Raw genomic sequence first — 22,134 nt, 5'->3', positions numbered from 1 at the left:
GACTCTTCCAGGAGGTGACGACCATGGCCACCACGCTCGCCAAGGCCGAGGACCGTACCGCGGTGACCACGCACGCCGCCCGTCTCGAGCACGTCTCGAAGTCCTTCACCACCCCGGCCGGGCGGCAGCTCGTCCTCGACGACATCTCGCTCGATGTCGCGCCGGGCGAGTTCGTGACCCTCCTGGGCGCCTCGGGCTGCGGCAAGTCCACGCTGCTCAACCTGGTCGCGGGTCTCGACCGGCCGTCCGCGGGGTCGATCGACACCCCGGGCGGGCGGCCGGCGCTGATGTTCCAGGAGCACGCGCTCTTCCCGTGGCTGACGGCGGGCAAGAACATCGAGCTGGCGCTGCGGCTGCGCGGCGTCCCGAAGAGCGAGCGGCGCGACGAGGCGGAGCGGCTGCTGGAGCTCGTCCGGCTGAAGGGCTCGTACGGCAAGCGGGTGCACGAGCTGTCCGGCGGCATGCGGCAGCGCGTGGCGCTGGCGCGGGCGCTCGCGCAGGACAGCGACCTGCTGCTGATGGACGAGCCGTTCGCGGCGCTGGACGCCATCACCCGGGACGTGCTGCACGACGAGCTGACCCGGATCTGGAGTGAGACGCGGCTGTCGGTGCTGTTCGTCACGCACAACGTGCGTGAGGCGGTACGGCTGGCCGAGCGCGTGGTGCTGCTGTCGTCCCGTCCGGGGCGCATCGCCCGCCAGTGGGAGATCGGCATCCCGCAGCCGCGCCGCATCGAGGACGCCGCGGTGGCGGAGCTGTCCATCGAGATCACCGAAGAACTGCGTGGGGAGATCCGCCGTCATGGCCAGCACTGATACGACGACCGTCACGAAGGGTTCCCAGTCCGACGACCTCGCCGGTCTGGAGGCGGGTCTCGACGCGCTGGACGCCGTGCAGGTGGCGCGGACTCCGGTGCGCGACGTCCTGCTGAAGAAGGTCCTGCCGCCGCTGCTGGCCATCGCGCTGGTGCTGGTGGTGTGGCAGTTGCTGGTGTGGGCGAAGGTCACGGACGAGTACAAGCTCCCCGCGCCGTCCGCGGTGTGGGACAGCCTGTCCACCATGTGGCTGCAGGGCACGCTCTTCGACGTGCTGTGGACCAGCGTGTCGCGGGCGCTGCTGGGCTTCCTGATGGCGCTGGCGATCGGTACGCCGCTGGGCCTGCTGGTCGCCCGGGTGAAGTTCGTCCGGGCGGCGATCGGGCCGGTGCTCTCGGGGCTCCAGTCGCTTCCGTCGGTGGCATGGGTGGCTCCCGCGGTGCTCTGGATCGGCCTCAACGACTCGATGATGTACACGGTGATCCTGCTGGGCGCCGTGCCGTCGATCGCCAACGGCCTGGTGGCGGGCGTCGACCAGGTGCCGCCGCTGTTCCTGCGGGCCGGGCGGACGCTCGGCGCGACCGGGCTGCGGGGCGCCTGGCACATCGTGATGCCGGCCGCGCTGCCCGGCTACCTGGCCGGTCTGAAGCAGGGCTGGGCGTTCTCGTGGCGGTCGCTGATGGCCGCCGAGATCATCGCCTCCTCCCCCGAGCTGGGCCTGGGTCTTGGCCAGTTGCTGGAGCACGGGCGCAACAACATCGACATGCCGGGGATCTTCCTGGCGATCATCCTGATCCTGGTCGTCGGCATCGCCATCGACCTGCTGATCTTCAGCCCCCTGGAGCGGGCCGCGCTGCGCAGCCGCGGCCTGCTGGTGAAGAGCTGAGTCCCATGAACGATCCGGTCCTGCTCGTCATCGCCCACGGCAGCCGCGACCCGCGGCACGCCGCGACCGTCCACGCCCTGGTGCGGGCGGTGGGCGCGCTGCGTCCGGGGCTGCGGGTGGAGACGGCGTTCCTGGACTTCAACGTCCCGTCGGTACCGGCCGTGCTGGAGCGGCTGGCGGCGGAGCGGGTGCGCGACGTGGTCGCGCTCCCCCTGCTGCTGACGCGCGCCTTCCACGCGAAGGCCGACATCCCCGCCGTACTGCGCGAGGCCCCTCCGTCGCTGCGTGTGCGGCAGGCGGAGGTCCTCGGCCCGTCGCCGCTGCTCCTGGCGGCGGTGGAGCGGCGGTTGTACGAGGCGGGGCTCACCCCCGCCGACAAGGGCTCGACCGGGGTCGTCCTGGCCTCGGCGGGCTCCACGGACCCGGAGGCGATCGCAGTGATCGCAGAAACGGCGCGGGAGCTGCGGCGCACTGGTTGGTGTGCCGTGCGGCCTGCGTTCGCCTCCGCATCTCTTCCCAGGACCGAGGACGCGGTACGGGCGCTCCGCGCCGACGGGGTGCGCCGCGTGGCGGTGGCGCCGTACGTCATCGCGCCCGGCCGCCTGCCGGACCGCATCGCCGAGGGCGCGGCCGGGGCGGACGTCCTCGCCGATGTGCTGGGCCCGTCACCGGAGCTGGCGCGGCTGCTGGTCGAACGGTACGACGGGGCGCGCGCGGAGGAGCGGGCGGCCGTGGCGTAACACGCACGGCCCCGCAGGTCGCACCGTACAGTGGCGCCATGATCTCGGAGACGTTCAGGCTCGGCGGCGATCTGCCCGTACGGCGGCTCGGCTTCGGTACGGCGCAGTTGACCGGTCCCGGTTACTGGGGGCCGCGCGGCACGCGCGCGGACGCGGTCGCGGTGCTGCGCCGGGCGGTCGAGCGGGGCGTCACGCTCATCGACACGGCCGACAACTACGGTCCCGGCCTCGCCGAGGAGTTGGTGGCCGAGGCGCTGCACCCGTACCCGGCGGGTCTGGTCGTGGCGACCAAGGGCGGCGTGGTGCGCACCAGCGACAGCGCCTGGCACGTGGCGGGCCGCCCCGAGCAGCTGCGCGCGATGTGCGAGGCGAGTCTGCGGCGGCTGCGTACGGAGACGATCGACCTGTACCAACTGCACCGGCTCGATCCCGAGGTGCCGTTGGAGGAGCAGCTCGGGGCGCTGGCGGAGCTGCGGCGGGAGGGGAAGATCCGGTACGTCGGGCTCGACACCGTGTCCGCCGGACAGCTGGAGCGGGCGCTCGCGCTGGACGTGGTGCCGGTCGTCTCCGTGCAGAACCGTTTCAACCTGCTCGACCGGTCCTCGGAGGACGTCCTGCGGGTGTGCGAGGCGCATGGCCTGGCGTTCCTGCCGTGGTTCCCGTTGGCGAACGGTTCCCTGACCGGTTCCCCGGCGGCCGGCCTCGACGCGGTCGCCGCCCGGCACGGCGCCACCCGTGGCCAGATCGCCCTGGCGTGGCTGCTGCACCGCTCACCGGTCCTGCTGCCCACCCCGGGCACCGGCTCGCTCGCCCATCTCGACGAGAACCTCGACGCCCCGTCCGTACGCCTGGACGCGGACGATCTGGCGCGGCTGGACGGGCTCGCCGCCGCTAGCTGAACGGCGTGCCCTGGTGGAAGTAGAGCAGCCAGCCCCGGCCGGTGCGGCGCCACACCGAACTGCGGTGGGTCCAGTGGCCGTTGTGTTCGGTGTCGAAGGTCAGGTGCACCACGTCGTCGGCCAGCTGCACGCCGCGCATGCGCGAGGTGGTGAAGGGCGCGGACGGCGAGGCGTCGTCCGCGGTGGCCGTGGTGATCTCGGCGATCATGGAGGCCCGGTCCCAGTGGCGGCCGGACCTGCCGAACTCGTGGAAGTCCGGGTGCAGCAGCGCCGCGAAGAGGGCGGGGTCGCTGCGTACGGCGGGGTCGAGCAGGCGGAGTTCCCCCTCGATCGCCGCCGCGACCGCCGGGGTGTGGTCGTGGTCCCGGGCGCGGTCGTGGGCGTGGGTGCGGTCAGTCACGGGTGAGCTCCACCAGTTTGACGACGGTGTTCCAGTTGCGGGTGGTGCCGATGATGCCCTTGGTCACGGCCGGGCGTCCGAGCGCCTCGGCCAGTTTGGAGCGGCCCAGGCCCTCGGGGGCGTACAGGTAGAGCGCCCGGTCGCCGAGCCGGAACTCCTCGGGCAGGAAGGCGGCTTGGTCGAGCCCGGCGAACCGTTCCGGGCCGACCCGCTCGGAGAAGAAGGTGACGTGCAGCTGCTTGCCCTCCAGCTGGGTGGCGGGAAAGGGGCAGGCGTCGGCGATGGCGCGCAGATACGTTCCCTCACGGACGAGGCAGTCGACGGGGAAGCCGAAGTGCTTCTCGATGGCCTGCTCCAGCCGGGCGCGGAGCGCCTCCTCGCCGTCCTCGCCGTCGTCGGACCCGCTGCTGAAGACCGCGTTGCCGCTCTGCAGATACGTCTGTACGTCGCCGAGTCCGAGGCCCGTGAGGACCGTGCGCAGCTCGGCCATCGGGACCTTCCGGTGGCCGCCGACATTGATGCCGCGCAGGAGCGCGGCGTACCTCGTCGCCATGGGCACACCATAGGACGGCCGCCGTGCCCCGTGGGGGAGGGCACGGCGGCCGCCGGTCAAGGGCTCCGCGGAGCTGCTACTCGACGATCTTCAGCAGCTTGTTGGGGGTGGAGCCGGTGGGGTTGGAGATCTTGCCGGACGTGGCGCCGTCGACGAGGGCCTTGGCGACCTGCTCCGGGGTGGCGTCCTTGTGGCCCGCGAGGTAGACGGCGGCGGCGCCGACGACGTGGGGCGTCGCCATGGAGGTGCCGGAGATGGTCTTGGTGCCCTCGTCGCTGTCGTTCCAGGCGGAGGTGATGTCGGAGCCCGGGGCGTAGAGGTCCACGACCGCGCCGTGGTTGGAGAAGTCCGACTGCTGGTCGTCCTTGGTGGAGGAGGCCACGGTGATGGCTTCCTGGACGCGGGACGGGGAGCCTTGGCCGGCGTCCTGGGACTCGTTGCCGGCGGCCACGCCGAAGGTGACGCCGGCGGCGATGGCCTTGCGGACGGCCTCGTCGAGGGCCTCGTCGGCGCCGCCGCCGAGGCTCATGTTGGCGACGGACGGGCCCTGGTGGTTCTTGGTGACCCAGTCGATGCCCGCGACGACCTGCTCGGTGGTGCCGGAGCCGTTGTCGTCGAGGACGCGTACGGCGACGATCTTCGCCTTCTTCGCGACGCCGTGGGCGGCGCCGGCGATGGTGCCGGCGACGTGGGTGCCGTGGCCGTTGCCGTCGTCGGCATCGTTGTCGTTGTCGACGGCGTCGAAGCCGGAGACGGCGCGGCCCTCGAAGTCCTTGTGGCTGACGCGGACGCCGGTGTCGATGACGTACGCGGTGACGCCCTCGCCCGCGCCGTCGGGGTAGGTGTACGCGCTGTCGCCCGCGGTGTCGGCCTGGTCGACGCGGTCGAGGCCCCAGGACGGCGGGTTGGCCTGCGTGGCGTCGATCGTGAACTTCTTGTTCTGGACGACCTTGGCGACGGCCGGGTCGGCCGCCAGTCGCTTGGCCTCGGTCTCCGAAAGCCCGTTGGCGGAGAAGCCGTTGACGGCCGAGCTGTACGCGCGCTGGAGCTTGCCGCCGTACTCCTGCGCGAGCTTGGCCTTGTCCGCCTTCTCGTCCAGCAGGACGATGTAGCTCCCGGCGACGGCGCCTTCGGCGCCCAGGCCGTACACGGAGCCCTCGGCCGCGGCCTCGGGCGCGGTACCGGCGGAGGCGTGGGGCGCGCTGAGGGCGGTCACTCCGGCGACGGCGGCGATGGCCGTGGCGAGCTTGATCCGGCGGGCGCGCTTGTGGGTGGTCATGAAGAGGGGTCTCCTCGTCATCATTTGTGGGGGGATTGACCTCCGGACGGAAAATCTCCGGGGGTTGGTTCGAAACCCTGACCGATTGACGCGCCTAGATCAAGAGCTTCATACGCCTGTGACTTACTCAACAAGTGTTCGTAATAAGAAATGGGGGCAAGTCGAGTAAAGCGGTCTCCTTGAATCCTTTACGACCCCATCGACTTCACGAGACCTCCACGAGAAGTGCGCAGGCCAGGAACCCTCTTCGTCCCCAACTCCGCACCGGGGCCGAGGCGTTCGCCGACCACACCGGGCGCTCAGCCGGGGCCGGCTTTTCCTCACGGCCCTGGAATGAAGGCGGGGTCGATCCGGATGAACAGCTCCGCCTCGATGTCGCCCTCCCCGAGCCGGACGACACGGACGCCGACTCGGCTCGTCAGCGGCTGGCCCGACCGCTCGCGCCTACGTCTACACCGCGGGCCCCGGGCCGTCGCCCACCGGTACTCCTCACAGTGCGCGAGGAGTTCGTCGAGCGACGGGGATCATGCGAAGCACCGTCGGACGGCGGCGTGTTGGGGAGACGGAGCACCTTGCTATGGTGCGCCGATGTCATCGATCAAGGAGTTCCAGGTCACCTTCGACTGCGCGGAACCCGAGCGCGTCGCTCGTTTCTGGTGCGAGGTGCTCGGGTACGTCGTGGCTCCTCCGCCGAAGGGGTTCGCCTCGTGGGAGGCTTTCGACCGCTCTCGGCCTCCTGAGCGGCGGGGTGCGGCGTTCGCCTGCGTCGACCCCTCGGGGGTGGGCCCGCGCCTGTTCTTCCAGCGCGTCCCCGAGGGGAAGGTCGTCAAGAACCGGGTGCATCTCGACGTACGGGTCGCCACCGGGCTCGTGGGCGAAGAGCGCCTGGCCAAGCTCGAGGCCGAGTGCGCACGGCTGGTCGCGCTCGGCGCGGTTCACGTGCAGACGCTGTATGACGGCAATGACGCGTGCATCCCGATGCTCGACATCGAGGGCAACGAGTTCTGTCTGGACTGAGCGCCCCCGCCCCGGCCCCCGGCACCTCGGGACCCGGCAAGGGTCACGCCGTCGGAAGCTCCGCCTCGATGAGGTCCGCCGCGCGCGGCGTGCCGCCCTCGGCCGACATCTGGTGGCGGATGGCCTCGGCGCGCTCGGCGACCCGGGGGTCGGCGACCAGGTCGAGCACGGCCGTGCGCAGGGCGTCGGCCGTGGCGTCGGCCCTCGGGAGGTGGCGGGCGACGCCGAGGGACTCCAGCATGTCGGCGTTGCCGAACTGGTCGACGGCCTGCGGAACCGCGACCATCGGCGTGCCCGTCGCGAGGCCCTCCTGGCAGCCGCCCGCACCCGCGTGGGTGATGAACGCGTCGGCCTGGCGCAGGATCGCCAACTGGGGCACCCAGTCGTGGACTTCGATGGTGGCCGGTACGTCACCGAGTTCGGCCGGGTCGACGTACTTGCCGATCTGGAGGACGACGTGCCACCCGGGCAGGTCACCGAAGGCCTTGACGCACTCCCGGTAGAAGTCCGGCTGCTTGGTGAACGTCGAGCCCAGCGACACCAGCAGGACCTTCTCCGCGTCGGCCGGCCGCTGCCAGTCGCCCTGTTCGACGCGGTCGCCCTGGCAGGCGCCCACGAAGGTGAACACGGACTCGTCGACCCGGTCGGCGTGGGGCTGGAGCGCCTTGGGGATCAGGACGACCGCCTTGCGGGGCCGGGATATCAGCCGGTCGGGATGGGTGTCGACACCGTTCTCGGCGAGCCACGCCTCGAAGCGGGCGTAGTACGCCTTGCCGCGCTCGGACGCCTTGAGCTCCGCGAACATCGACTCCGCGACCTCCTCCTCGTACCCCTCCCAGGGGACGAGGTTCGGCCACAACGACACGGCGGGGACGCCCCACCGGTGGGCGAGGACGGGCGCCGGATAGGAGGTGATGTCGTGGAGGACGAGGTCCGGTTCGTCGCCGTCGAACGCCGCGGCGAGCTGCGGGAGGACGTGGATGGCGTCGTGCAGGAACGGCTCGATGTTGTCGATCAGTTCCGTCCCCCACGCCTCCGGGTCGTCGTCCGTCGGCAGGGTGGAGGTGTAGACGACCGGCTCGGCGCCGGTGGCGGCGACCTTGTCCGCGAAGGACGCGGGGATCGCGTAGCTGACGCGGTGACCCCGGGCGACGAGCTCCCGGATGACGTCGAGGCTGGGGTTCACATGGCCGTGGGCGGCGATGGAGAACATGGCGATGTGGGCGCGGGCGACTGAGGTCATACCCACACCCTAGGCGAGACGAGACGTCTCGTGCAACGTCGAATATCCGGGTCGGCCTATCTCTGGTAGCGGGCCAGCACCAGGTTCCCGTCCCGCACCAGGCGTCTCTCCAGTTCCTCGGCGTCGATGGCGCCGCTGTAGTACTCCTGGAACGCGGGGGTGGCGACCTTGTCCTTCCACTCCGGATACCCGCGTACGGACTGCGCCGGAGCCGGACGCAGGTGCTCCGCCAGCGCCACGCCGGTCGCCCAGCCGTCCTTCGCGGTGTGCAGCGACGGGTCCCCGAGCGCCTCCGTCCCGGTCGGCAGCATCCAGTCACCGCGCGCCAGGCGGACCATGTTGCGCGGCTGCAGCAGGAAGTCGATGAAGCGCGCGGCCTCCTTCTTGTACGGACTGTCCTCGGCGATCGACAGGGTCTGCGGGCTGACCCCCTGGGCGAGCCCGCCCTCCCCCGCCGGCGCGGGCAGCACCATCCACTCGAAGCCCTCGGGTGCCTGCTGCGCGATCTGCTGGCGGTACGAGAACCCGAGCGGCACCATCGCGTACCGGCCGCCGAAGAAACCGGGCAGGGTGTCCGAGCCGCCCATGCCGAGGGTGGAGCGGGGCGCGGTGCGGTCGGCGGTGATCTGGTCGTGGACGGTGCCGGGCATGACGGCGTCGCCGTCGGTGAAGCGGATGCGGACCTTGCCGTCGCCCTCGCGGTGGAAGAGCCGCCCGCCCGCCGACAGGCCCAGGTTGAGGGAGACGGAGACCGGCTCCTTGAGCGGCCAGGCGACGGCGTACCGGCCCTCCCCCATCGTCGCCGTGAGGTCGCGCGCGACCTGACGGAACTCCTCCCAGCTCCATGGTTTCGCGGGCGTGGGGATCCGGACGCCCGACGCCTCCAGGAGCTTCTTGTTCGCCATGATCACGCGCGGCTCCTGGAGGAACGGCACGCCGTACACGCCGCCGCCGAAGGTCGTCGTCTGCCAGCTGCGCTCGGGTATGTCCGCCGTCAGACGGGCGGGCAGCAGGCCGCGCAGGTCGGCGAGGTAGCCGCCGTACGCGAAGTCGGCGAGGTCGTCGGAGGCGTCGTGGATGACGTCGGGCGCCTCGCCGCCCTCGAAGGAGGTGAGGAGCTGGTCGTGGACGCTGTCCCAGCTGCCCTGGACGTACCGCACCTGGACGTCGGGGTGGGCGGCGTTCCACTCCGCGACCAGTTGCTTGTTGGCCTCGACGGACTCCTGCTGCCAGGCGAGGGACTGGAAGCGCAGCACGATGCGCCCGGGCGTGCGGTCGTCTCCGCCGCCGGAACAGCCGGCCAGCAGCAGCCCGAGCGCGGCGACCACGGCGATGACGGTCCGTCGCGGATCCATCAGGACTTCACCGCCCCGGCGAGCATGCCGCCCGTGATCCGTTTCTGGATGACGGCGAAGACGACCAGCGACGGCAGCGTCGCGAGGAACGCGGCCGCGGCGAGCGGGCCGAGGTCGGCGACGCCCTCCGCGCCGAGGAAGTGGGTGAGGACGACCGGCAACGTCTGCTTCTCCGGGGTCTTGAGCAGGACGAGCGCGAAGAAGAACTCGTTCCACGCGGTGATGAAGGCGAAGAGCGCGGTGGCGACGATGCCCGGCGCCAGCAGCGGCGCGGTGACCGAGACGAGCGTACGGAGCCGGCCCGCCCCGTCGACGGCGGCCGCCTCCTCCAGCTCGGCCGGCACGGCCCGTACGTAACCGGCCAGCATCCACAGCGCGAACGGCAGCGACCACACCACGTACACCATCACCAGCCCGGGCAGCGTGTTGATCAGGTGCAGGTTCTTCAGCACCAGGAAGAGCGGAATGATCACCAGGACGAACGGGAACGCCTGGCTGACCACGACCCACCCGGTCGCGGCGGCCGAGAGTCTCCCGCGGTGCCGCGCCATGACGTAGGCCATGGGCGTGGCGAGGGTGACGGTGATCAGGGCGGCGCCGAGCGCCGCCGTCAGGCTGTTGGCGGCGGCCTGGAGCAGGGGCTGTTCGCCGAAGGCCTGCCGGAAGTTGGCGAGGGTGGGGTCCTCGGGGATCCAGGTGGGGTGCAGGGAGCCGAGCTCGCGGGCGGGCTTGAAGGCGGTGGAGACCAGCCAGAGGAAGGGGAAGGCGAGGAAGACGAGGTACGCGAGGAGGGCGGCGTACTGCCCGGCCCGGCCGGCCCGCCGGGACCGCCGGACATGGCCGCCCGGGGCGGTACGCCGGAACCGGCCGGCATGGCCGACATGGCCTAGATGGCCGGCCGAGGTGCCCGCACGGTGCGCACGTCCGAGCCGGGCGGCCATGTCCCGGACTCGCCCGAGCCAACCACCCGCCGCCCGGGCGCCTCCCGGCCGCGCACCCGCACCGTGGGCCCCTTCGGGCCGCGCACCCGCGCCGGGGGCGCCGAGGTCCGTGCGTGGATCCCTCACCGCTCCTCGCCTCCCCTCAGCCGCCCCACGAGATACAGCGCCAGGAGTACGGAGATGACGGCGACCATCACGCAGCCCATCGCCGCCGCGTAGCCGAACTGCCCGTAGCGGAAGGCCTCCTCGTAGGCGAAGAGCATGGGCAGCCGGGTGCGGCCGCCGGGGCCGCCGCTGGTCAGGACGTACACCAGCGCGAAGGAGTTGAAGTTCCAGATGAAGTTGAGCGCGGTGATGGCGAGGGCGACGGGCCTCAGCGCGGGCCAGGTGACGGTACGGAACCGGCGCCACGCGCCCGCGCCGTCGAGGGCCGCCGCCTCGTGGAGTTCGCGCGGGGTGTTCTGGAGCCCGGCGAGCAGCGCGACCGTCGTCTGCGGCATGCCCGCCCAGATGCCGACGAGGATCACCGCGGGCAGCGCGGTGGCGAGGCCGGTGAGCCAGGCGCGGCCGTCACCGAGGCCCAGGTCGCGCAGGGTCTCGTTGAGGACCCCGGCGTCCGGGTGGTAGACCAGCCGCCACATGATGCCGACGACCACTTCGGGCATGGCCCAGGGGATGATCGCGAGCGCCCGCGCCAGCCAGCGGAAGCGGAGGTTCTGGTTCAGCAGCAGGGCGAGGCCCAGGGCGAGGAAGAACTGCGGAACGGTGACGCCCAGCGCCCAGAGCAGCCCGATGCGGAACGACTCCCAGAAGAGCGTGTCGTGCAGCAGGTCCTGGAAATTGAGCGTGCCGACCCAGCGCGTGGCCTGGGTGCGCCCGGACTGGGCGTCCGTGAAGGCCAGAGCGATGCCATAGAGGAGGGGGCCGACGCTGAGCACCAGGATGGGGATCAGGGCGGGCAGGACCAGGAACCAGGCCCCGTGGTCCAGGGGCCGGCGCCGCACCGGTCGGCGCTCCGACCGACGTGGGGGTCCGCCCGCTTTCCCACCGGACCGCTCCGTCGCGGTGGCCAATGTCACGGAATCGCCCCCTTTGTAAAGGTGAGCCAGCCTTGCGTCATCGTCCTGAGGGGCCGTCGGTTCGTCAAGCGGGCCTGCGCGAATGCGAGACTGTGCCGTTCGGAACGGATGCGGAACGGATGACAACGGCACCGACGGGTACGGCCGTGTACAGCCGGGTACAGGAGGGACGCCATGGACGAGGCGCGGGCGCGCGAGGTCCTGGACGCCGCCGGAGTGGAGCCCGGGGCGGCACTGCTGGCGCTGGGTGAGAACGCGGTCTTCGCCGCGGGTGACCTGGTGGTCAAGGTGGGCCGCGGGGCCGAGTTGCTGGAGCGGGCCGCGCGGGAGGTGGCCGTCGCCTCCTGGCTGGAGCAGTCCGGTGTCCCTGCCGTACGGGCCGCCGAGCCGAAGCCCCGGCTGGTGGAAGGCCACCCGGTGACCGTCTGGCACCGGCTGCCGGACGCCGTGCGCCCGGCCGAACCCAGGGACCTCGCACCGCTGCTGCGCCGCGTCCACGCGCTGCCCGGACCGGCGTTCGGGCTGCCGCGCCGTGACCTGCTCGGCGGGGTCGAGCGCTGGCTGCGCCTGGCGGGTGACGCGATCGACCCGGCGGACGCGGAGTACCTGCGGGAGCGGCGCGACGGATTCGCGTCGGCGGCGGCCGCGCTGACCCCGCGCCTGGCGCCGGGCCCCGTCCACGGTGACGCGCTCACCCGCAACGTCCACGTCGGCCCGGACGGCCCGGTCCTGGTCGACCTGGAGACCTTCTCGTCGGACCTGCGGGAGCACGATCTGGTGGTGCTCGCCCTCTCCCGGGACCGGTACGGGCTCGACCCGGCGGCGTACGACGCCTTCACCGCGGCGTACGGCTGGGACGTACGCGAGTGGGAGGGGTGTGCCGTGCTGCGCGGCGCGCGGGAGACGGCGAGCTGCGCCTGGGTCGCCCAGCACGCCCCCACCAACCCGAAGGCGCTCGCGGAGTTCCGCCGCCGGGTGGCGTCGCTGCGGGAGGGCGACCCCGGGGTGCGCTGGTACCCGTTCTGACATGATGGTGATCAACTCCCTTCCCCGACCGGAGGCTTGCGATGCGGGTGGAACTCGGCGAAGTGGCGCTGGAGGTGCAGGACAGCGGGGTGGCGACGGCGGACGGCCGCGCCCCCGTCCTCCTCGTGCACGGCTTCCCGGACAGCCATGACCTCTGGCGCCACCAGGTGGCCGCGCTGACCGCCGCCGGCTACCGCACCATCGCCCCCGACCTGCGCGGCTTCGGCGGCTCCGACCGCCCGGAGGGCATCGAGGCGTACGCCCCCGGCCGCTTCGTGGCCGATCTGCTGGGGCTGCTCGACCGGCTGGAGGTCGAGCGCGCCCACCTCGTCGGGCACGACTGGGGCTCCGGCATCGTGCAGGGGCTGGCCGGGGCGGCCCCAGACCGGGTGGCGAGTCTCTCCCTGCTGTCGGTGGGGCACCTGGGCGGGCTGTTGTCGGCCGGCTGGGAGCAGCGGGCGAGGTCCTGGTACATGCTGCTGTTCCGGATGGAGGGGCTCGCCGAGGAATGGCTGTCCCGCGACGACTTCGCGAACCTCCGCGAGATGCTCACCGAGCACCCGGACCGGGACGAGCGGGTCGACGCACTGCGCGCGCCGGGTGCGCTGACGGCCGCACTGGCGCTGTACCGCAAGGGCCTGCCTCCCGAGGTGGCGTTCGGCCCGCCGCTGCCGCTGCCGCCGCTCCCCGGCCCGGTCCTGGGCCTGTGGAGCACGGGCGACCGGTTCCTGACCGAGCGGTCGATGACCGGCACGGAGAAGTACGTGGCCGGCTCCTGGCGGTACGAGCGGGTCGAGGGCGCCGGTCACTGGCTCCCGTTGGACGCCCCGGAGCGGGTCAACGCGCTGCTGCTCGACTTCCTGGCCGAGCACGGCTCCCCGGAGCGCTGACGCGCGCTCAGCCCGCAGTGGGCGCGGCCGCCGGCGCCAGGTCGCGCAGCGGCCACGCCGGGTCTATGACGGCGTCCGGTGTGCCCTTGCGGCGCAGGAAGCTCTGGAAGTCGGCGGCCCACTCCGCGTACCAGCGGATCTGCCGCTCGTGCAGCTCAGCCGCCGTCAGCGCCCCGACCGGGGCGTGCCGCTCCGCTATCGCGCAGGCCACCAGCACGGCCGCCAGCGCGTCTGCGGCCGCCTCGTGGGCGCCGTCCAGCGCGACCCCGTACTCCCCGCAGACCGCCTCCAGGTTCCGCTTGCCGCGGCGGTAGCGGTCGACGGCGCGGTCGATGGTGTACGGGTCGACCACCGGACCGATCGGGGCGCCGCCCAGCCGTTCGGCCAGGCCCGGCAGCCCGTGCCGCCGCAACTCGGCCGTGAGGAGCGTCAGGTCGAAGGCGGCGTTGTACGCCACGACCGGCACGCCGCGCGACCAGTAGCCGACGAGGGTGTCGGCGAGCTCGTCGGCCACCTCGCGGGCGGGGCGGCCCTCGGCCGCGGCGCGCTCGCTGCTGATGCCGTGGATCGCCGAGGCCTGGGCGGGGATGAGGATGCCCGGGTCGGCCAGCCACTCGCGGCGCACCACCGTCTCCCCGCCCCGTACCTCCACGATCGCGGCCGTCACGATGCGCGCTTCGAGCGGCTCCGTGCCCGTCGTCTCCAGGTCGAAGCCGACCAGCGTCTCCCCGTGCCAGCCCATGCTGAACCTCCTTGTGGTGCGGTGGTGCGCCCCCGTGCGGTGCACTCCCCCCGTCGCGTCTTGGTCTTCACCTTCGCACGCACCACTGACAATCGGCCCGAAAGAACGGGGACCGCAGGTCAGGAGACCGGGCGCGAGTCGGCCCACACCGACTCGAACTCCTCGCGGTAGGTCTCGAACAGCCCGTGGTCCGGCTCGGTTCCCGAGGTGACGACCGGTCGCCGGCCGCCGCGCAGCACCAGGACCGGCGCCTCCATGCCCCGGGCCCGGCGCAGGTACGTCTGGACGACGCCGACGCCGTCCGGGCCGTCCCCGTCGACCAGGTACGCGGTGAAGCGGGGCGTCTCGTCGAAGACCTGGATCTCGAAGGCGCCGGGGTCGCGCAGCCGGGACCGGACGCGCCGCATGTGGAGGATGTTCATCTCCACCGAGCGGCTCAATTCGCCCTTTTTGATCCCCAATTCCCTTTCGCGCCGTTTGACGGCGCTGCTGGCCGGGTTGAGGAAGAGCAGCCGTATCCGGCAGCCCGACTCGGCGAGCCGCACCAGCCGCCGCCCGGAGAAGTTCTGCACCAGCAGGTTGAGGCCTATGCCGATGGCGTCGAGGCGCCGCGCCCCGCCGAAGAGGTCCTCGGCCGGCAGCTGCCGCTGGAGCCGCACCCGGTCCGGGTGGACCGAGACCACGTCCGCGTACCGGTCGCCGACGAGGTCCTCCACCGCGTCGACGGGCAGCCGGTGCGCGGACGGCACGCCCGCACTGCCGCCCAGGATCTCCAGCAGCCGGGCGGACGCCCGCTCGGACTGGTCGAGCACGGTGCGCGACAGCGCCCGGTTACGGGAGACCACGTTGCGCGTGACCTCCAGCTCGTCGAGGGCGAGCTCCACCTCGCGGCGGTCGTCGAAGTACGGCTCGAAGCAGGGCCAGTGCTGGACCATCAGCTCCCGCAGCTGCGGCAGCGTGAGGAAGCTGAGGACGTTGTCGTCGGCGGGGTCCAGGAGGTAGCCCTTGCGGCGGGAGACCTCGCGCACGGCGACGGCGCGCTGCACCCACTCCTGCCCGGCGGGCCCGGCCGCGGCCACCACCCAGTCCTCGCCGTGGACCGGCTCGTAGATGGGCCGCAGCACGGCGGCCACCACCGCGCGCAGCCGCTGTTCGACGAGATTCAGCCAGATGTACGCGCGTCCCGCCCGCTGGGCGCGGGTGCGCACCTCGTTCCAGGCCTCCGCACCCCAGTCCAGCTCCGCACCGATCTCCATCGGCCGGGCGAGTGAGACCGCGCCGGGCGGGACATCAGCGGGGTCAGTGGAGTCCCCCTCATGACCTGCGTCACCTGGGGGCAGCTCCAACCCTCCCGAGCTCACCCGCGCACCGCCTTCAGCTCTCCGGACACCCGTCTCCAACGATCAAGGAAGGGTACTCCGGGAGCGGGAGCCGGTGCAGCCGGATGCACAGGCTCTTTTCCCAACGTCCGCTTCGGAACCGGCCGTTCCGGGGCCGCCGCCCGGACGGAGTGAGCGGATTCATAATGGTCGCGTCCATGCCCGGCCGCCGCCCGGCCGCCCGGGCGGCCCCCGCACACCGGCCGCGCTCCGCTCAGCGCTCCGGGCGACACGCCGGAACGCGAGGTTGACCCGGGCAACCGCGCACCTCCCGCCACACCGGCCACGGGCCCACCGGACACGGCCACCGCAGTCCTATGCGCTCGCTCCACTTTCGTGGAGGATCTGGCTCGAACCATCCCCAGAACCCGGATCAGAAGTGGAAGAGTCTTATCTATGCAGGTCTGGCCGGGACAGGCGTATCCCCTCGGCGCCACGTACGACGGCGCCGGAACCAACTTCGCGGTCTTCTCCGAGGCCGCCGACCGAGTCGAGCTGTGCCTACTGCACGACGACGGCTCAGAAACCGCGGTGGAGCTGCGCGAAACCGACGCGTTCGTACGGCACGCGTACCTGCCCGGCGTGATGCCGGGCCAGCGGTACGGGTTCCGGGTCCACGGACCGTACGCGCCGGAGCGCGGGCAGCGCTGCAACTCCGCGAAACTGCTCCTCGACCCGTACGCGCGGGCGGTCGCCGGCGCCATCGACTGGGGTGAGGCGGTGTACGGCTACCACTTCGGCAGGCCGGACTCCCGCAACGACCTCGACTCGGCGCCGCACATGATGGCGTCGGTGGTGGTCAACCCGTACTTCGACTGGGGCGACGACCGCCCGCCGCGTACCGACTACCACCGCACGGTGATCTACGAGGCCCATGTGAAGGGCCTGACGATGCTCCATCCGGCCCTTCCGGAGGAGCTGCGCGGTACGTACGCGGGGCTCGCGCACCCCGCCGTGATCGAGCACCTGACCGAACTGGGGGTGACGGCGCTCGAATTGATGCCGGTCCACCAGTTCGTCAACGACCACCGGCTGGTGGATTCCGGGCTCGCGAACTACTGGGGCTACAACACCATCGGCTTCTTCGCGCCGCACAACGCCTACGCCTCCTGGGGCGACCGGGGCCAGCAGGTGCTGGAGTTCAAGTCGGCGGTGCGCGCGCTGCACCAGGCGGGCATCGAGGTCATCCTGGACGTGGTGTACAACCACACGGCCGAGGGCAACCACCTGGGCCCGACGCTCTCCTTCCGGGGCCTGGACAACGCCTCGTACTACCGCCTCGCCGACAATCCCCGGTACTACATGGACACCACGGGCACCGGGAACTCGCTGCTGATGCGCTCGCCGCACGTACTGCAGCTGATCATGGACTCGCTGCGGTACTGGGTGACGGAGATGCACGTCGACGGGTTCCGCTTCGACCTGGCGGCGACGCTGGCGCGGCAGTTCCACGAGGTGGACCGGCTGTCGTCGTTCTTCGACCTGGTACAGCAGGACCCCGTGGTCAGCCAGGTGAAACTGATCGCCGAGCCGTGGGACGTCGGCGAGGGCGGCTACCAGGTGGGCAACTTCCCGCCCCTGTGGACCGAGTGGAACGGCAAGTACCGGGACACCGTACGGGACCTGTGGCGGGGCGAGCCGCGCACGCTCGCGGAGTTCGCCTCGCGGCTGACCGGCTCCTCGGACCTCTACCAGGACGACGGCCGGCGCCCGCTGGCCTCGGTCAACTTCGTGACCTGCCACGACGGCTTCACGCTGCGCGACCTCGTCTCGTACAACGACAAGCACAACGAGGCGAACGGCGAGGGCAACCGCGACGGCGAGAGCTACAACCGCTCGTGGAACTGCGGTGTGGAGGGCGGTACCGACGACGAGGGCGTGCGCGAGCTGCGCATGCGCCAGATGCGCAACTTCATCGCCACCCTGATGCTGTCCCAGGGTGTGCCGATGCTGAGCCACGGCGACGAGTTCGGGCGTACGCAGGGCGGCAACAACAACGCCTACTGCCAGGACAACGAGATCGCCTGGGTGCACTGGCCCGAGCCGGGGCCGGAACCGGGGGCCGAAACCGGGTCCGGGGAGGGACCCCGGCTGGACGCGGAGGAGGCCAGGTCGCTGCTGGAGTTCACCCGTTCGATGGTGTGGCTACGGCGCGACCACCCGGTCTTCCGGCGCCGCCGGTTCTTCCACGGGCGGCCGGTGGAGGGCACGCACGACGAGCTGTCGGACATCGCCTGGTTCACCCCCGAGGGTGAGGAGATGGGGGTGCGCGACTGGCAGGCGGCGCACGCGAAGGCCCTGTCGGTGTTCCTGAACGGCAGCGCCATCTCCGAGCCGGGCCCGCGCGGGGAGCGGATCGCGGACGACTCCTTCCTGCTGATGTTCAACGCGAGCGCCGAGGAGCTGGAGTTCGCCGTTCCGGTGAACCACGGGCGCCAGTGGCAGGTGATCGTCGACACCGCCGTCCCGGAGGGCATCGAACCGGGCCAGGGCGCCAAGCTGGCCGCGGGCGACCGGCTCACACTGATCGGCCGCAGCCTGACGGTCCTGCGCCGGCCGGCTTAGACGGTTCCCGTGACGACGGGGGCGGCGGCAGCGGAGGTACGGGGCCGGGTGCGGACCGTCCAGGACAGGACCGCACAGGCCACCGCCCCGGCCGCCGCCACCGCGAAGGCGGCGGCCGGGCCGTAGGTGTCCGCGAGGCGTCCGGACAGGGCCAGCGCCAGCGCCTGGCCGCCGACGATACCGCTCGTCAGGAAGGCCATGCACTCGGCGAGGCGGCCGGGCGGGACGATCCGCTCCGTGAGGCCGAAGACGGTGATCAGGTGCGGGGCGTACGCGACGCCGAGGACGACCACCGCGGCGTACAGCGACCAGAGCGCGTCCACGAAGAGCAGCGGGACGGAGAGTGCCACCAGGGCGACGGTGGCCGCCCGCCAGCGTACGGTCAGGCCGATGCGGGAGGGGACGGCGGCCATCGCGAGGCCGGCCGCCGCGCTCATGACGCCCATGGCGGCGTAGACGAGCCCCGCCTGGGCGGGCTGCCCGAGCCTCTCGGTGAGGGCCGTGATGCCCGCCTGGGAGGCGCCGAACATGGCGCCCTGGAGGACCATCGTCACGCGCAGCGCGTGCGTGGCGCCCGGCAGCTTCGTACGGTCCCGGCCCGCGCGGGCGGTGGCGGGCCCGACCTTCGTCGCCGTCGGGTGCAGCGCGAAGGCGGTGCCGCACACCGCGAGCAGCCCCGAGGCGACGAGCAGCGCGGCCGCCGGGTGCGCGAGGGCGGCGGCGATGCCCACCAGGGCGGGTCCCAGCACGAACGACACCTCGTCCACCGTGCCCTCGAAGGACAGCACCGCGCCCACCGTCCGGTCGTCGGCCCCGGCCCGCCGGGCCAGCGCCACCGAGCGGGTCCTGGCCAGCGGCCCCACCTGCGGCACGGTCGCCCCGGCGAGCGCCCCGAGCACCACCAGCCAGCCCGTCGCGGCCTGCGCCAGGGCGGCGGCCACCAGCGCGGCGACGGCCGCGGCGTTGGCGAGGGAGGCGACGAGCACCACGCCCCGCTGGCCGTGCCGGTCGGCGGCGCGGCCCAGCAGGGGCCCGGCGACCGTCTGTCCGGCGGCCAGCGCCCCGCCCGCGAGCCCGGCGGTGGTCAGGGAGCCGCTCGTCTCGGCGACCAGCAGGAGGCTGCCGAGCTGGCACATGGCGGTGGGCAGCCGTCCGAGGAAGGACACCACCGGGAGCACGGGCCCTATGAGGGCGATGACGTCGCGATACATCCGGAACATCACGCGAACGTAACGTAGCGTCGGACGTAAATCGCATGGGGTGATGCACCAGAAGCCCCCCAACCGGGTACGTACGTTCGCATGACGCCCAACTCGACCTATCGGCTCCAGATCCAGCCGGAGTTCCCCTTCTCCGCCGCCGCGGAAGCGGTGCCGTACCTCGCCTCCCTGGGGGTGTCGCACCTGCACCTGTCGCCGGTCCTGGAGGCCGTCCCCGGGTCGACGCACGGCTACGACGTCACCGACCACAGCCGGGTGCGTGAGGAGCTGGGCGGCGAGGACGGGCTGCGTGCCCTCGCCCGGACCGCACGCGCGCACGGGATGGGCCTGGTGGTGGACCTGGTGCCCAACCACATGGCCGCCGCGCCCCGCCACAACCGGGCCCTGTGGGAGGTCCTGCGGGAGGGCCCGGACTCCCCGTACGCCCGCTGGTTCGACATCGACTGGGCGGCGGGCGGCGGCAAGGTGCTGCTGCCGGTGCTGGGCGGGCGGATCGGCGACGAGCTGGGCCGCCTGCGGGTCGCCGGCGGGACGCTGCACTACTACGACCAGGAGTTCCCGCTGCGCGCCGGTACGGAGGGGCTGGCGCTTCCGGAGCTGCTGGACGCCCAGTGGTACCGGCTCGGCTGGTGGCGGCTGGCCCGTACGGAGCTGAACTACCGGCGGTTCTTCACCATCTCGGACCTCATCGGCGTGCGGGTCGAGGATCCGGAGGTGTTCGCCGCGACCCACGCCAAGATCGTGGAACTGGTGCGGGACGGGGTGATCGAAGGGCTGCGGATCGACCACCCGGACGGGCTGGCGGATCCGCGCACGTACCTGAGCGGGCTTCGGGAGGCGACGGGCGGGGCCTGCTGGACGGTGGTGGAGAAGATCCTCACCGGGGAGGAGCGGCTGCCCGCGCGGTGGCCGGTCGCGGGCACCACCGGCTATGACGCGCTGTACCGCGTCGACGGCCTCTTCGTCGACGAGGCGGGCGCGGAGGAACTGGCCGAGCTGTACCGGCGCTCCGCGCACCCGGCCGGAGACCGGGGCGGCCACTGGGAGGCGACGGCGCGCCGCGCGGCGTACAAGGTGGTGACGCACGCACTCGCCTCGGAGGTGGCCTTCCTGACCCGGACGGCCGCCCGCGTCTGCGCCGCCGACCCGGCTCTGCGCGACCACGCGCCCTGGGCGCTGCGGGCCGCCGTCCGGGAACTGCTGATCCGGGTGCCGGTCTACCGGCCCTACGGGCCCGGTGCGGAGGACGTCCTCACCGCCGACGCGGCCCGTGAGGCGAAGGCCACCTTCACGGTGCCGGAGGAGGCGGACGCGGTCGACGTCGTACGGGAACTGGCGCTCGGCCGGCTGGGGGACGGTCCGGACCAGCGGGCGTTCCTGGTGCGCTTCGCGCAGACGTCGTCGGCGCTGCGGGCGAAGTCCGTCGAGGACACGGCCTTCTACCGGTACACACCCCTGGTGTCGGCGAACGAGGTGGGCGGGGAGCCCGGCCGGCCCGCCGTGAGCCCGGAGGAGTTCCACGCGTACTGCGCACGGCTGGCCCGCGACTGGCCGGCCACCGGCACCGCGCTGTCCACGCACGACACCAAGCGCAGCGCGGACGTACGGGCGCGGATCGCGGTCCTGTCCCAGTGCCCGCAGCGGTGGGAGAAGCTGCTGGACGACGTGGCCGGGCGGACGGCGGCACCGGCGCCGGACGGGCAGCTCGCGTGGGTGGCGTGGCAGACGGCGTTCGGGCTCGGACGGGCCGCGCCGGAGCGGCTGGAGCAGGCCCTGCTGAAGTCCGTACGGGAGGCGGGGCTGCACACCAGCTGGACGGAGTCCGACCCGGCGTACGAGCGGGCCGTGGCCGACTTCACGGCGGCGGGTCCGGCGGGTGCGCCGCAGTACCTGGCCGGGGAGCTGGCGCGTGAACTGGAGCCGTACGTACGGGCCAACGTGCTGGGCGCGGCGCTGCTGCACCTGACCATGCCGGGGGTGCCGGACGTGTACCAGGGCACCGAGCGGGAGTACCGGGCGCTGGTCGACCCGGACAACCGGGACCCGTTCCGGGAGGGCCCGCCCGACGAGAAGACGGCGCTCACGCGTGCGGCGCTCCTGCTGCGGCGGCGCCGTCCGGACGCCTTCGGTACGTCGGGGACGTACGAGCCGCTGATCGCGGCGGGGCCGGCGGCGGAGCACTGTGTGGCCTTCTGCCGCTCCGGGGAGGCGGTCACGGCGGTGACCCGGCTGGCGCTGCGGCTGACGGAGGCGGGCGGCTGGGGCGACACGGCGCTGAGGCTGCCGGACGGGGTCTGGTACGACGCGCTGGACGGGCGGGAGTTCGGCGGAGTGGTGCCCCTGGCGGAGCTGTTCGCCGCCCGGCCGGTGGCGCTGCTGACCAGGGAGCGTGCGTCGGCGGACTGAGCGCGGCGCGTGACGGGACGCCGTTGGTCCGCTCCGCGCCATGGGTACGAGTTCATCGGACCGTGGGTTCGGCGGGCGGTCGAGCCACTACTCTCCTGCCTTGTCACGGCCACACGGTGTACGACCGATTCGCGGGGGCGTCATGGTCATGGAAGCGGGTTCGTCCGCCGACGGCACGAACGGAGCCGGACAGGTCAGGGTGCGGTCGGTGGTCCGCGACGTGGTGGCGGTGGTCGCGCCGGCCGAGCTGGTCCTGGTGGACGGCTTGGCCCTGTTCGACGACGCGACGGCGGTACGGCGGCTGGACGGCGGCGGAGGGCGGCGGGAGCCTCTCGGGTTCGGTCTGGGCGAGGTGGCGGCGCTGGTGACCCCGGTGGTGTGGCTCGTGCTCGACCAGACCGCGAGGAAGTTCGCGGAGTCCGCGGTGGACGGATCCCTCAGGGGTGCCCGGAAGGTGCTGCGCAAGGCGTTACGCAGGTCTGAAGAGCCGCTGGTGGTGCCTCCGCTGACCACCGCTCAGCTCATCGAGGTGCGTACGCGCGTGCTGGAGACCGCGACGCGCCGCGGTCTGACCGCGGAGTGCGCCGAGGCGGTCGCCGACGCGGTGGTGGCCAGGCTGGCGCTCACGTCGGCGGACCCGGCTCCGGAGAGACGGGACGATCCGGCCGACGGCGACGCCTCGGGCGAACGCTGAGAGCG

General features: G+C 72.5%; 20 protein-coding genes. 10 read left to right on the top strand and 10 right to left on the bottom strand.

Features of this window, described 5'->3' with window-relative positions:
* Positions 1-23 precede the first annotated feature (23 nt).
* Genes ACZ42X_RS12800 through ACZ42X_RS12785 form a run of 4 tightly spaced genes read left to right on the top strand, consistent with a single transcriptional unit; the run spans position 24 to position 3,340 of the window.
* Positions 24-815, top strand: a complete 792-nt coding sequence (locus ACZ42X_RS12800) for an ABC transporter ATP-binding protein (protein WP_468287915.1) — start codon at positions 24-26, stop codon at positions 813-815.
* Positions 802-1,701 carry an ABC transporter permease gene (locus ACZ42X_RS12795; protein ID WP_468287912.1) on the top strand — a complete coding sequence of 300 codons (900 nt, stop codon included), beginning with the start codon at positions 802-804 and terminating at the stop codon, positions 1,699-1,701. The genes ACZ42X_RS12800 and ACZ42X_RS12795 overlap by 14 nt, the downstream gene beginning before the upstream one ends.
* 5 nt (positions 1,702-1,706) lie before the next feature.
* Positions 1,707-2,441 carry a sirohydrochlorin chelatase gene (locus ACZ42X_RS12790; RefSeq protein ID WP_468287909.1) on the top strand — a complete coding sequence of 245 codons (735 nt, stop codon included), beginning with the start codon at positions 1,707-1,709 and terminating at the stop codon, positions 2,439-2,441.
* 38 nt (positions 2,442-2,479) lie between these two features.
* Positions 2,480-3,340 carry an aldo/keto reductase gene (locus ACZ42X_RS12785; RefSeq protein ID WP_468287906.1) on the top strand — a complete coding sequence of 287 codons (861 nt, stop codon included), beginning with the start codon at positions 2,480-2,482 and terminating at the stop codon, positions 3,338-3,340.
* On the opposite strand, the gene ACZ42X_RS12780 is transcribed toward ACZ42X_RS12785, so the two are convergent.
* The 3 genes from ACZ42X_RS12780 to ACZ42X_RS12770 form a co-directional block, all read right to left on the bottom strand.
* Positions 3,333-3,740, bottom strand: coding sequence for a nuclear transport factor 2 family protein (locus ACZ42X_RS12780; RefSeq protein ID WP_468287903.1), 408 nt, complete (start codon positions 3,738-3,740; stop codon positions 3,333-3,335). The two genes, ACZ42X_RS12785 and ACZ42X_RS12780, sit on opposite strands and share 8 nt — an antisense overlap.
* A complete protein-coding gene (locus tag ACZ42X_RS12775) occupies positions 3,733-4,293 on the bottom strand; it encodes a DUF1697 domain-containing protein (RefSeq protein WP_468287900.1) in 561 nt (186 codons plus the stop codon). The genes ACZ42X_RS12780 and ACZ42X_RS12775 overlap by 8 nt, the downstream gene beginning before the upstream one ends.
* A gap of 76 nt (positions 4,294-4,369) precedes the next feature.
* Entirely contained in the window at positions 4,370-5,572 is a 1,203-nt protein-coding gene (locus ACZ42X_RS12770; RefSeq protein WP_468287896.1) for a S8 family peptidase, read from the bottom strand.
* Positions 5,573-6,160: 588 nt separating this feature from the next.
* Here ACZ42X_RS12770 and ACZ42X_RS12765 point away from each other — a divergent pair.
* Complete coding sequence (locus ACZ42X_RS12765; RefSeq protein ID WP_468287893.1) at positions 6,161-6,589, top strand: VOC family protein; 429 nt, start codon at positions 6,161-6,163, stop codon at positions 6,587-6,589.
* Between the two features lie 43 nt (positions 6,590-6,632).
* On the opposite strand, the gene mgt is transcribed toward ACZ42X_RS12765, so the two are convergent.
* The 4 genes from mgt to ACZ42X_RS12745 form a co-directional block, all read right to left on the bottom strand.
* On the bottom strand, positions 6,633-7,832 hold the full coding sequence (gene mgt / locus ACZ42X_RS12760) for a macrolide-inactivating glycosyltransferase (RefSeq protein WP_468287890.1): 1,200 nt from the start codon (positions 7,830-7,832) through the stop codon (positions 6,633-6,635).
* Positions 7,833-7,888: 56 nt separating this feature from the next.
* Entirely contained in the window at positions 7,889-9,187 is a 1,299-nt protein-coding gene (locus ACZ42X_RS12755; RefSeq protein ID WP_468287887.1) for an ABC transporter substrate-binding protein, read from the bottom strand.
* Positions 9,187-10,128 carry a carbohydrate ABC transporter permease gene (locus tag ACZ42X_RS12750; RefSeq protein WP_468287884.1) on the bottom strand — a complete coding sequence of 314 codons (942 nt, stop codon included), beginning with the start codon at positions 10,126-10,128 and terminating at the stop codon, positions 9,187-9,189. The genes ACZ42X_RS12755 and ACZ42X_RS12750 overlap by 1 nt, the downstream gene beginning before the upstream one ends.
* Before the next feature lie 122 nt (positions 10,129-10,250).
* A complete protein-coding gene (locus ACZ42X_RS12745) occupies positions 10,251-11,207 on the bottom strand; it encodes a carbohydrate ABC transporter permease (RefSeq protein WP_468287880.1) in 957 nt (318 codons plus the stop codon).
* Positions 11,208-11,381: 174 nt separating this feature from the next.
* Here ACZ42X_RS12745 and ACZ42X_RS12740 point away from each other — a divergent pair, with 174 nt between their 5' ends.
* Positions 11,382-12,233, top strand: a complete 852-nt coding sequence (locus ACZ42X_RS12740) for a phosphotransferase enzyme family protein (RefSeq protein ID WP_468287877.1) — start codon at positions 11,382-11,384, stop codon at positions 12,231-12,233.
* A gap of 41 nt (positions 12,234-12,274) precedes the next feature.
* Positions 12,275-13,123 (top strand): alpha/beta fold hydrolase, encoded by an 849-nt coding sequence (locus ACZ42X_RS12735; RefSeq protein WP_468287874.1) that lies wholly within the window; start codon positions 12,275-12,277, stop codon positions 13,121-13,123.
* Between the two features lie 7 nt (positions 13,124-13,130).
* Here ACZ42X_RS12735 and ACZ42X_RS12730 read toward each other — a convergent pair whose 3' ends face one another.
* Positions 13,131-13,865, bottom strand: coding sequence for an exonuclease domain-containing protein (locus ACZ42X_RS12730; RefSeq protein WP_468287871.1), 735 nt, complete (start codon positions 13,863-13,865; stop codon positions 13,131-13,133).
* Positions 13,866-13,984: 119 nt separating this feature from the next.
* Positions 13,985-15,226 (bottom strand): SAV2148 family HEPN domain-containing protein, encoded by a 1,242-nt coding sequence (locus ACZ42X_RS12725; RefSeq protein WP_468287868.1) that lies wholly within the window; start codon positions 15,224-15,226, stop codon positions 13,985-13,987.
* A gap of 414 nt (positions 15,227-15,640) precedes the next feature.
* Between ACZ42X_RS12725 and glgX the strand changes: the two genes are divergently transcribed.
* Positions 15,641-17,809, top strand: coding sequence for a glycogen debranching protein GlgX (glgX, locus tag ACZ42X_RS12720; protein WP_468287865.1), 2,169 nt, complete (start codon positions 15,641-15,643; stop codon positions 17,807-17,809).
* Here the strand turns inward: glgX and ACZ42X_RS12715 are convergent.
* Positions 17,806-19,020 carry an MFS transporter gene (locus ACZ42X_RS12715; protein ID WP_468288756.1) on the bottom strand — a complete coding sequence of 405 codons (1,215 nt, stop codon included), beginning with the start codon at positions 19,018-19,020 and terminating at the stop codon, positions 17,806-17,808. The two genes, glgX and ACZ42X_RS12715, sit on opposite strands and share 4 nt — an antisense overlap.
* 90 nt (positions 19,021-19,110) lie before the next feature.
* On the opposite strand from ACZ42X_RS12715, the gene treY reads away from it, so the two are divergent.
* Both treY and ACZ42X_RS12705 read left to right on the top strand, forming a co-directional pair.
* On the top strand, positions 19,111-21,435 hold the full coding sequence (gene treY / locus ACZ42X_RS12710; RefSeq protein ID WP_468287863.1) for a malto-oligosyltrehalose synthase: 2,325 nt from the start codon (positions 19,111-19,113) through the stop codon (positions 21,433-21,435).
* Positions 21,436-21,577: 142 nt separating this feature from the next.
* Entirely contained in the window at positions 21,578-22,129 is a 552-nt protein-coding gene (locus ACZ42X_RS12705; protein ID WP_468287861.1) for a hypothetical protein, read from the top strand.
* The last annotated feature ends 5 nt before the right edge of the window (positions 22,130-22,134 follow it).

It is taken from the genome of Streptomyces sp. NPDC030862 (genome assembly GCF_055571835.1).
Note: the sequence above shows the minus strand (reverse complement) of the source record. Positions and strands in the feature narration are given on the sequence as shown.

What these genes read in the sequence shown, in the direction of transcription:
- ACZ42X_RS12715 (WP_468288756.1), bottom strand. Translation starts at nt 19,020, where the DNA reads ATGTATCGCGACGTCATCGCCCTCATAGGGCCCGTGCTCCCGGTGGTG.
- ACZ42X_RS12800 (WP_468287915.1), top strand. Translation starts at nt 24, where the DNA reads ATGGCCACCACGCTCGCCAAGGCCGAGGACCGTACCGCGGTGACCACG.
- ACZ42X_RS12750 (WP_468287884.1), bottom strand. Translation starts at nt 10,128, where the DNA reads ATGGCCGCCCGGCTCGGACGTGCGCACCGTGCGGGCACCTCGGCCGGC.
- treY (WP_468287863.1), top strand. Translation starts at nt 19,111, where the DNA reads ATGACGCCCAACTCGACCTATCGGCTCCAGATCCAGCCGGAGTTCCCC.
- ACZ42X_RS12740 (WP_468287877.1), top strand. Translation starts at nt 11,382, where the DNA reads ATGGACGAGGCGCGGGCGCGCGAGGTCCTGGACGCCGCCGGAGTGGAG.
- glgX (WP_468287865.1), top strand. Translation starts at nt 15,641, where the DNA reads ATGCAGGTCTGGCCGGGACAGGCGTATCCCCTCGGCGCCACGTACGAC.
- ACZ42X_RS12770 (WP_468287896.1), bottom strand. Translation starts at nt 5,572, where the DNA reads ATGACCACCCACAAGCGCGCCCGCCGGATCAAGCTCGCCACGGCCATC.
- ACZ42X_RS12705 (WP_468287861.1), top strand. Translation starts at nt 21,578, where the DNA reads ATGGTCATGGAAGCGGGTTCGTCCGCCGACGGCACGAACGGAGCCGGA.
- ACZ42X_RS12755 (WP_468287887.1), bottom strand. Translation starts at nt 9,187, where the DNA reads ATGGATCCGCGACGGACCGTCATCGCCGTGGTCGCCGCGCTCGGGCTG.
- ACZ42X_RS12790 (WP_468287909.1), top strand. Translation starts at nt 1,707, where the DNA reads ATGAACGATCCGGTCCTGCTCGTCATCGCCCACGGCAGCCGCGACCCG.
- ACZ42X_RS12730 (WP_468287871.1), bottom strand. Translation starts at nt 13,865, where the DNA reads ATGGGCTGGCACGGGGAGACGCTGGTCGGCTTCGACCTGGAGACGACG.
- ACZ42X_RS12775 (WP_468287900.1), bottom strand. Translation starts at nt 4,293, where the DNA reads ATGGCGACGAGGTACGCCGCGCTCCTGCGCGGCATCAATGTCGGCGGC.
- ACZ42X_RS12795 (WP_468287912.1), top strand. Translation starts at nt 802, where the DNA reads ATGGCCAGCACTGATACGACGACCGTCACGAAGGGTTCCCAGTCCGAC.
- ACZ42X_RS12735 (WP_468287874.1), top strand. Translation starts at nt 12,275, where the DNA reads ATGCGGGTGGAACTCGGCGAAGTGGCGCTGGAGGTGCAGGACAGCGGG.
- ACZ42X_RS12765 (WP_468287893.1), top strand. Translation starts at nt 6,161, where the DNA reads ATGTCATCGATCAAGGAGTTCCAGGTCACCTTCGACTGCGCGGAACCC.
- mgt (WP_468287890.1), bottom strand. Translation starts at nt 7,832, where the DNA reads ATGACCTCAGTCGCCCGCGCCCACATCGCCATGTTCTCCATCGCCGCC.
- ACZ42X_RS12785 (WP_468287906.1), top strand. Translation starts at nt 2,480, where the DNA reads ATGATCTCGGAGACGTTCAGGCTCGGCGGCGATCTGCCCGTACGGCGG.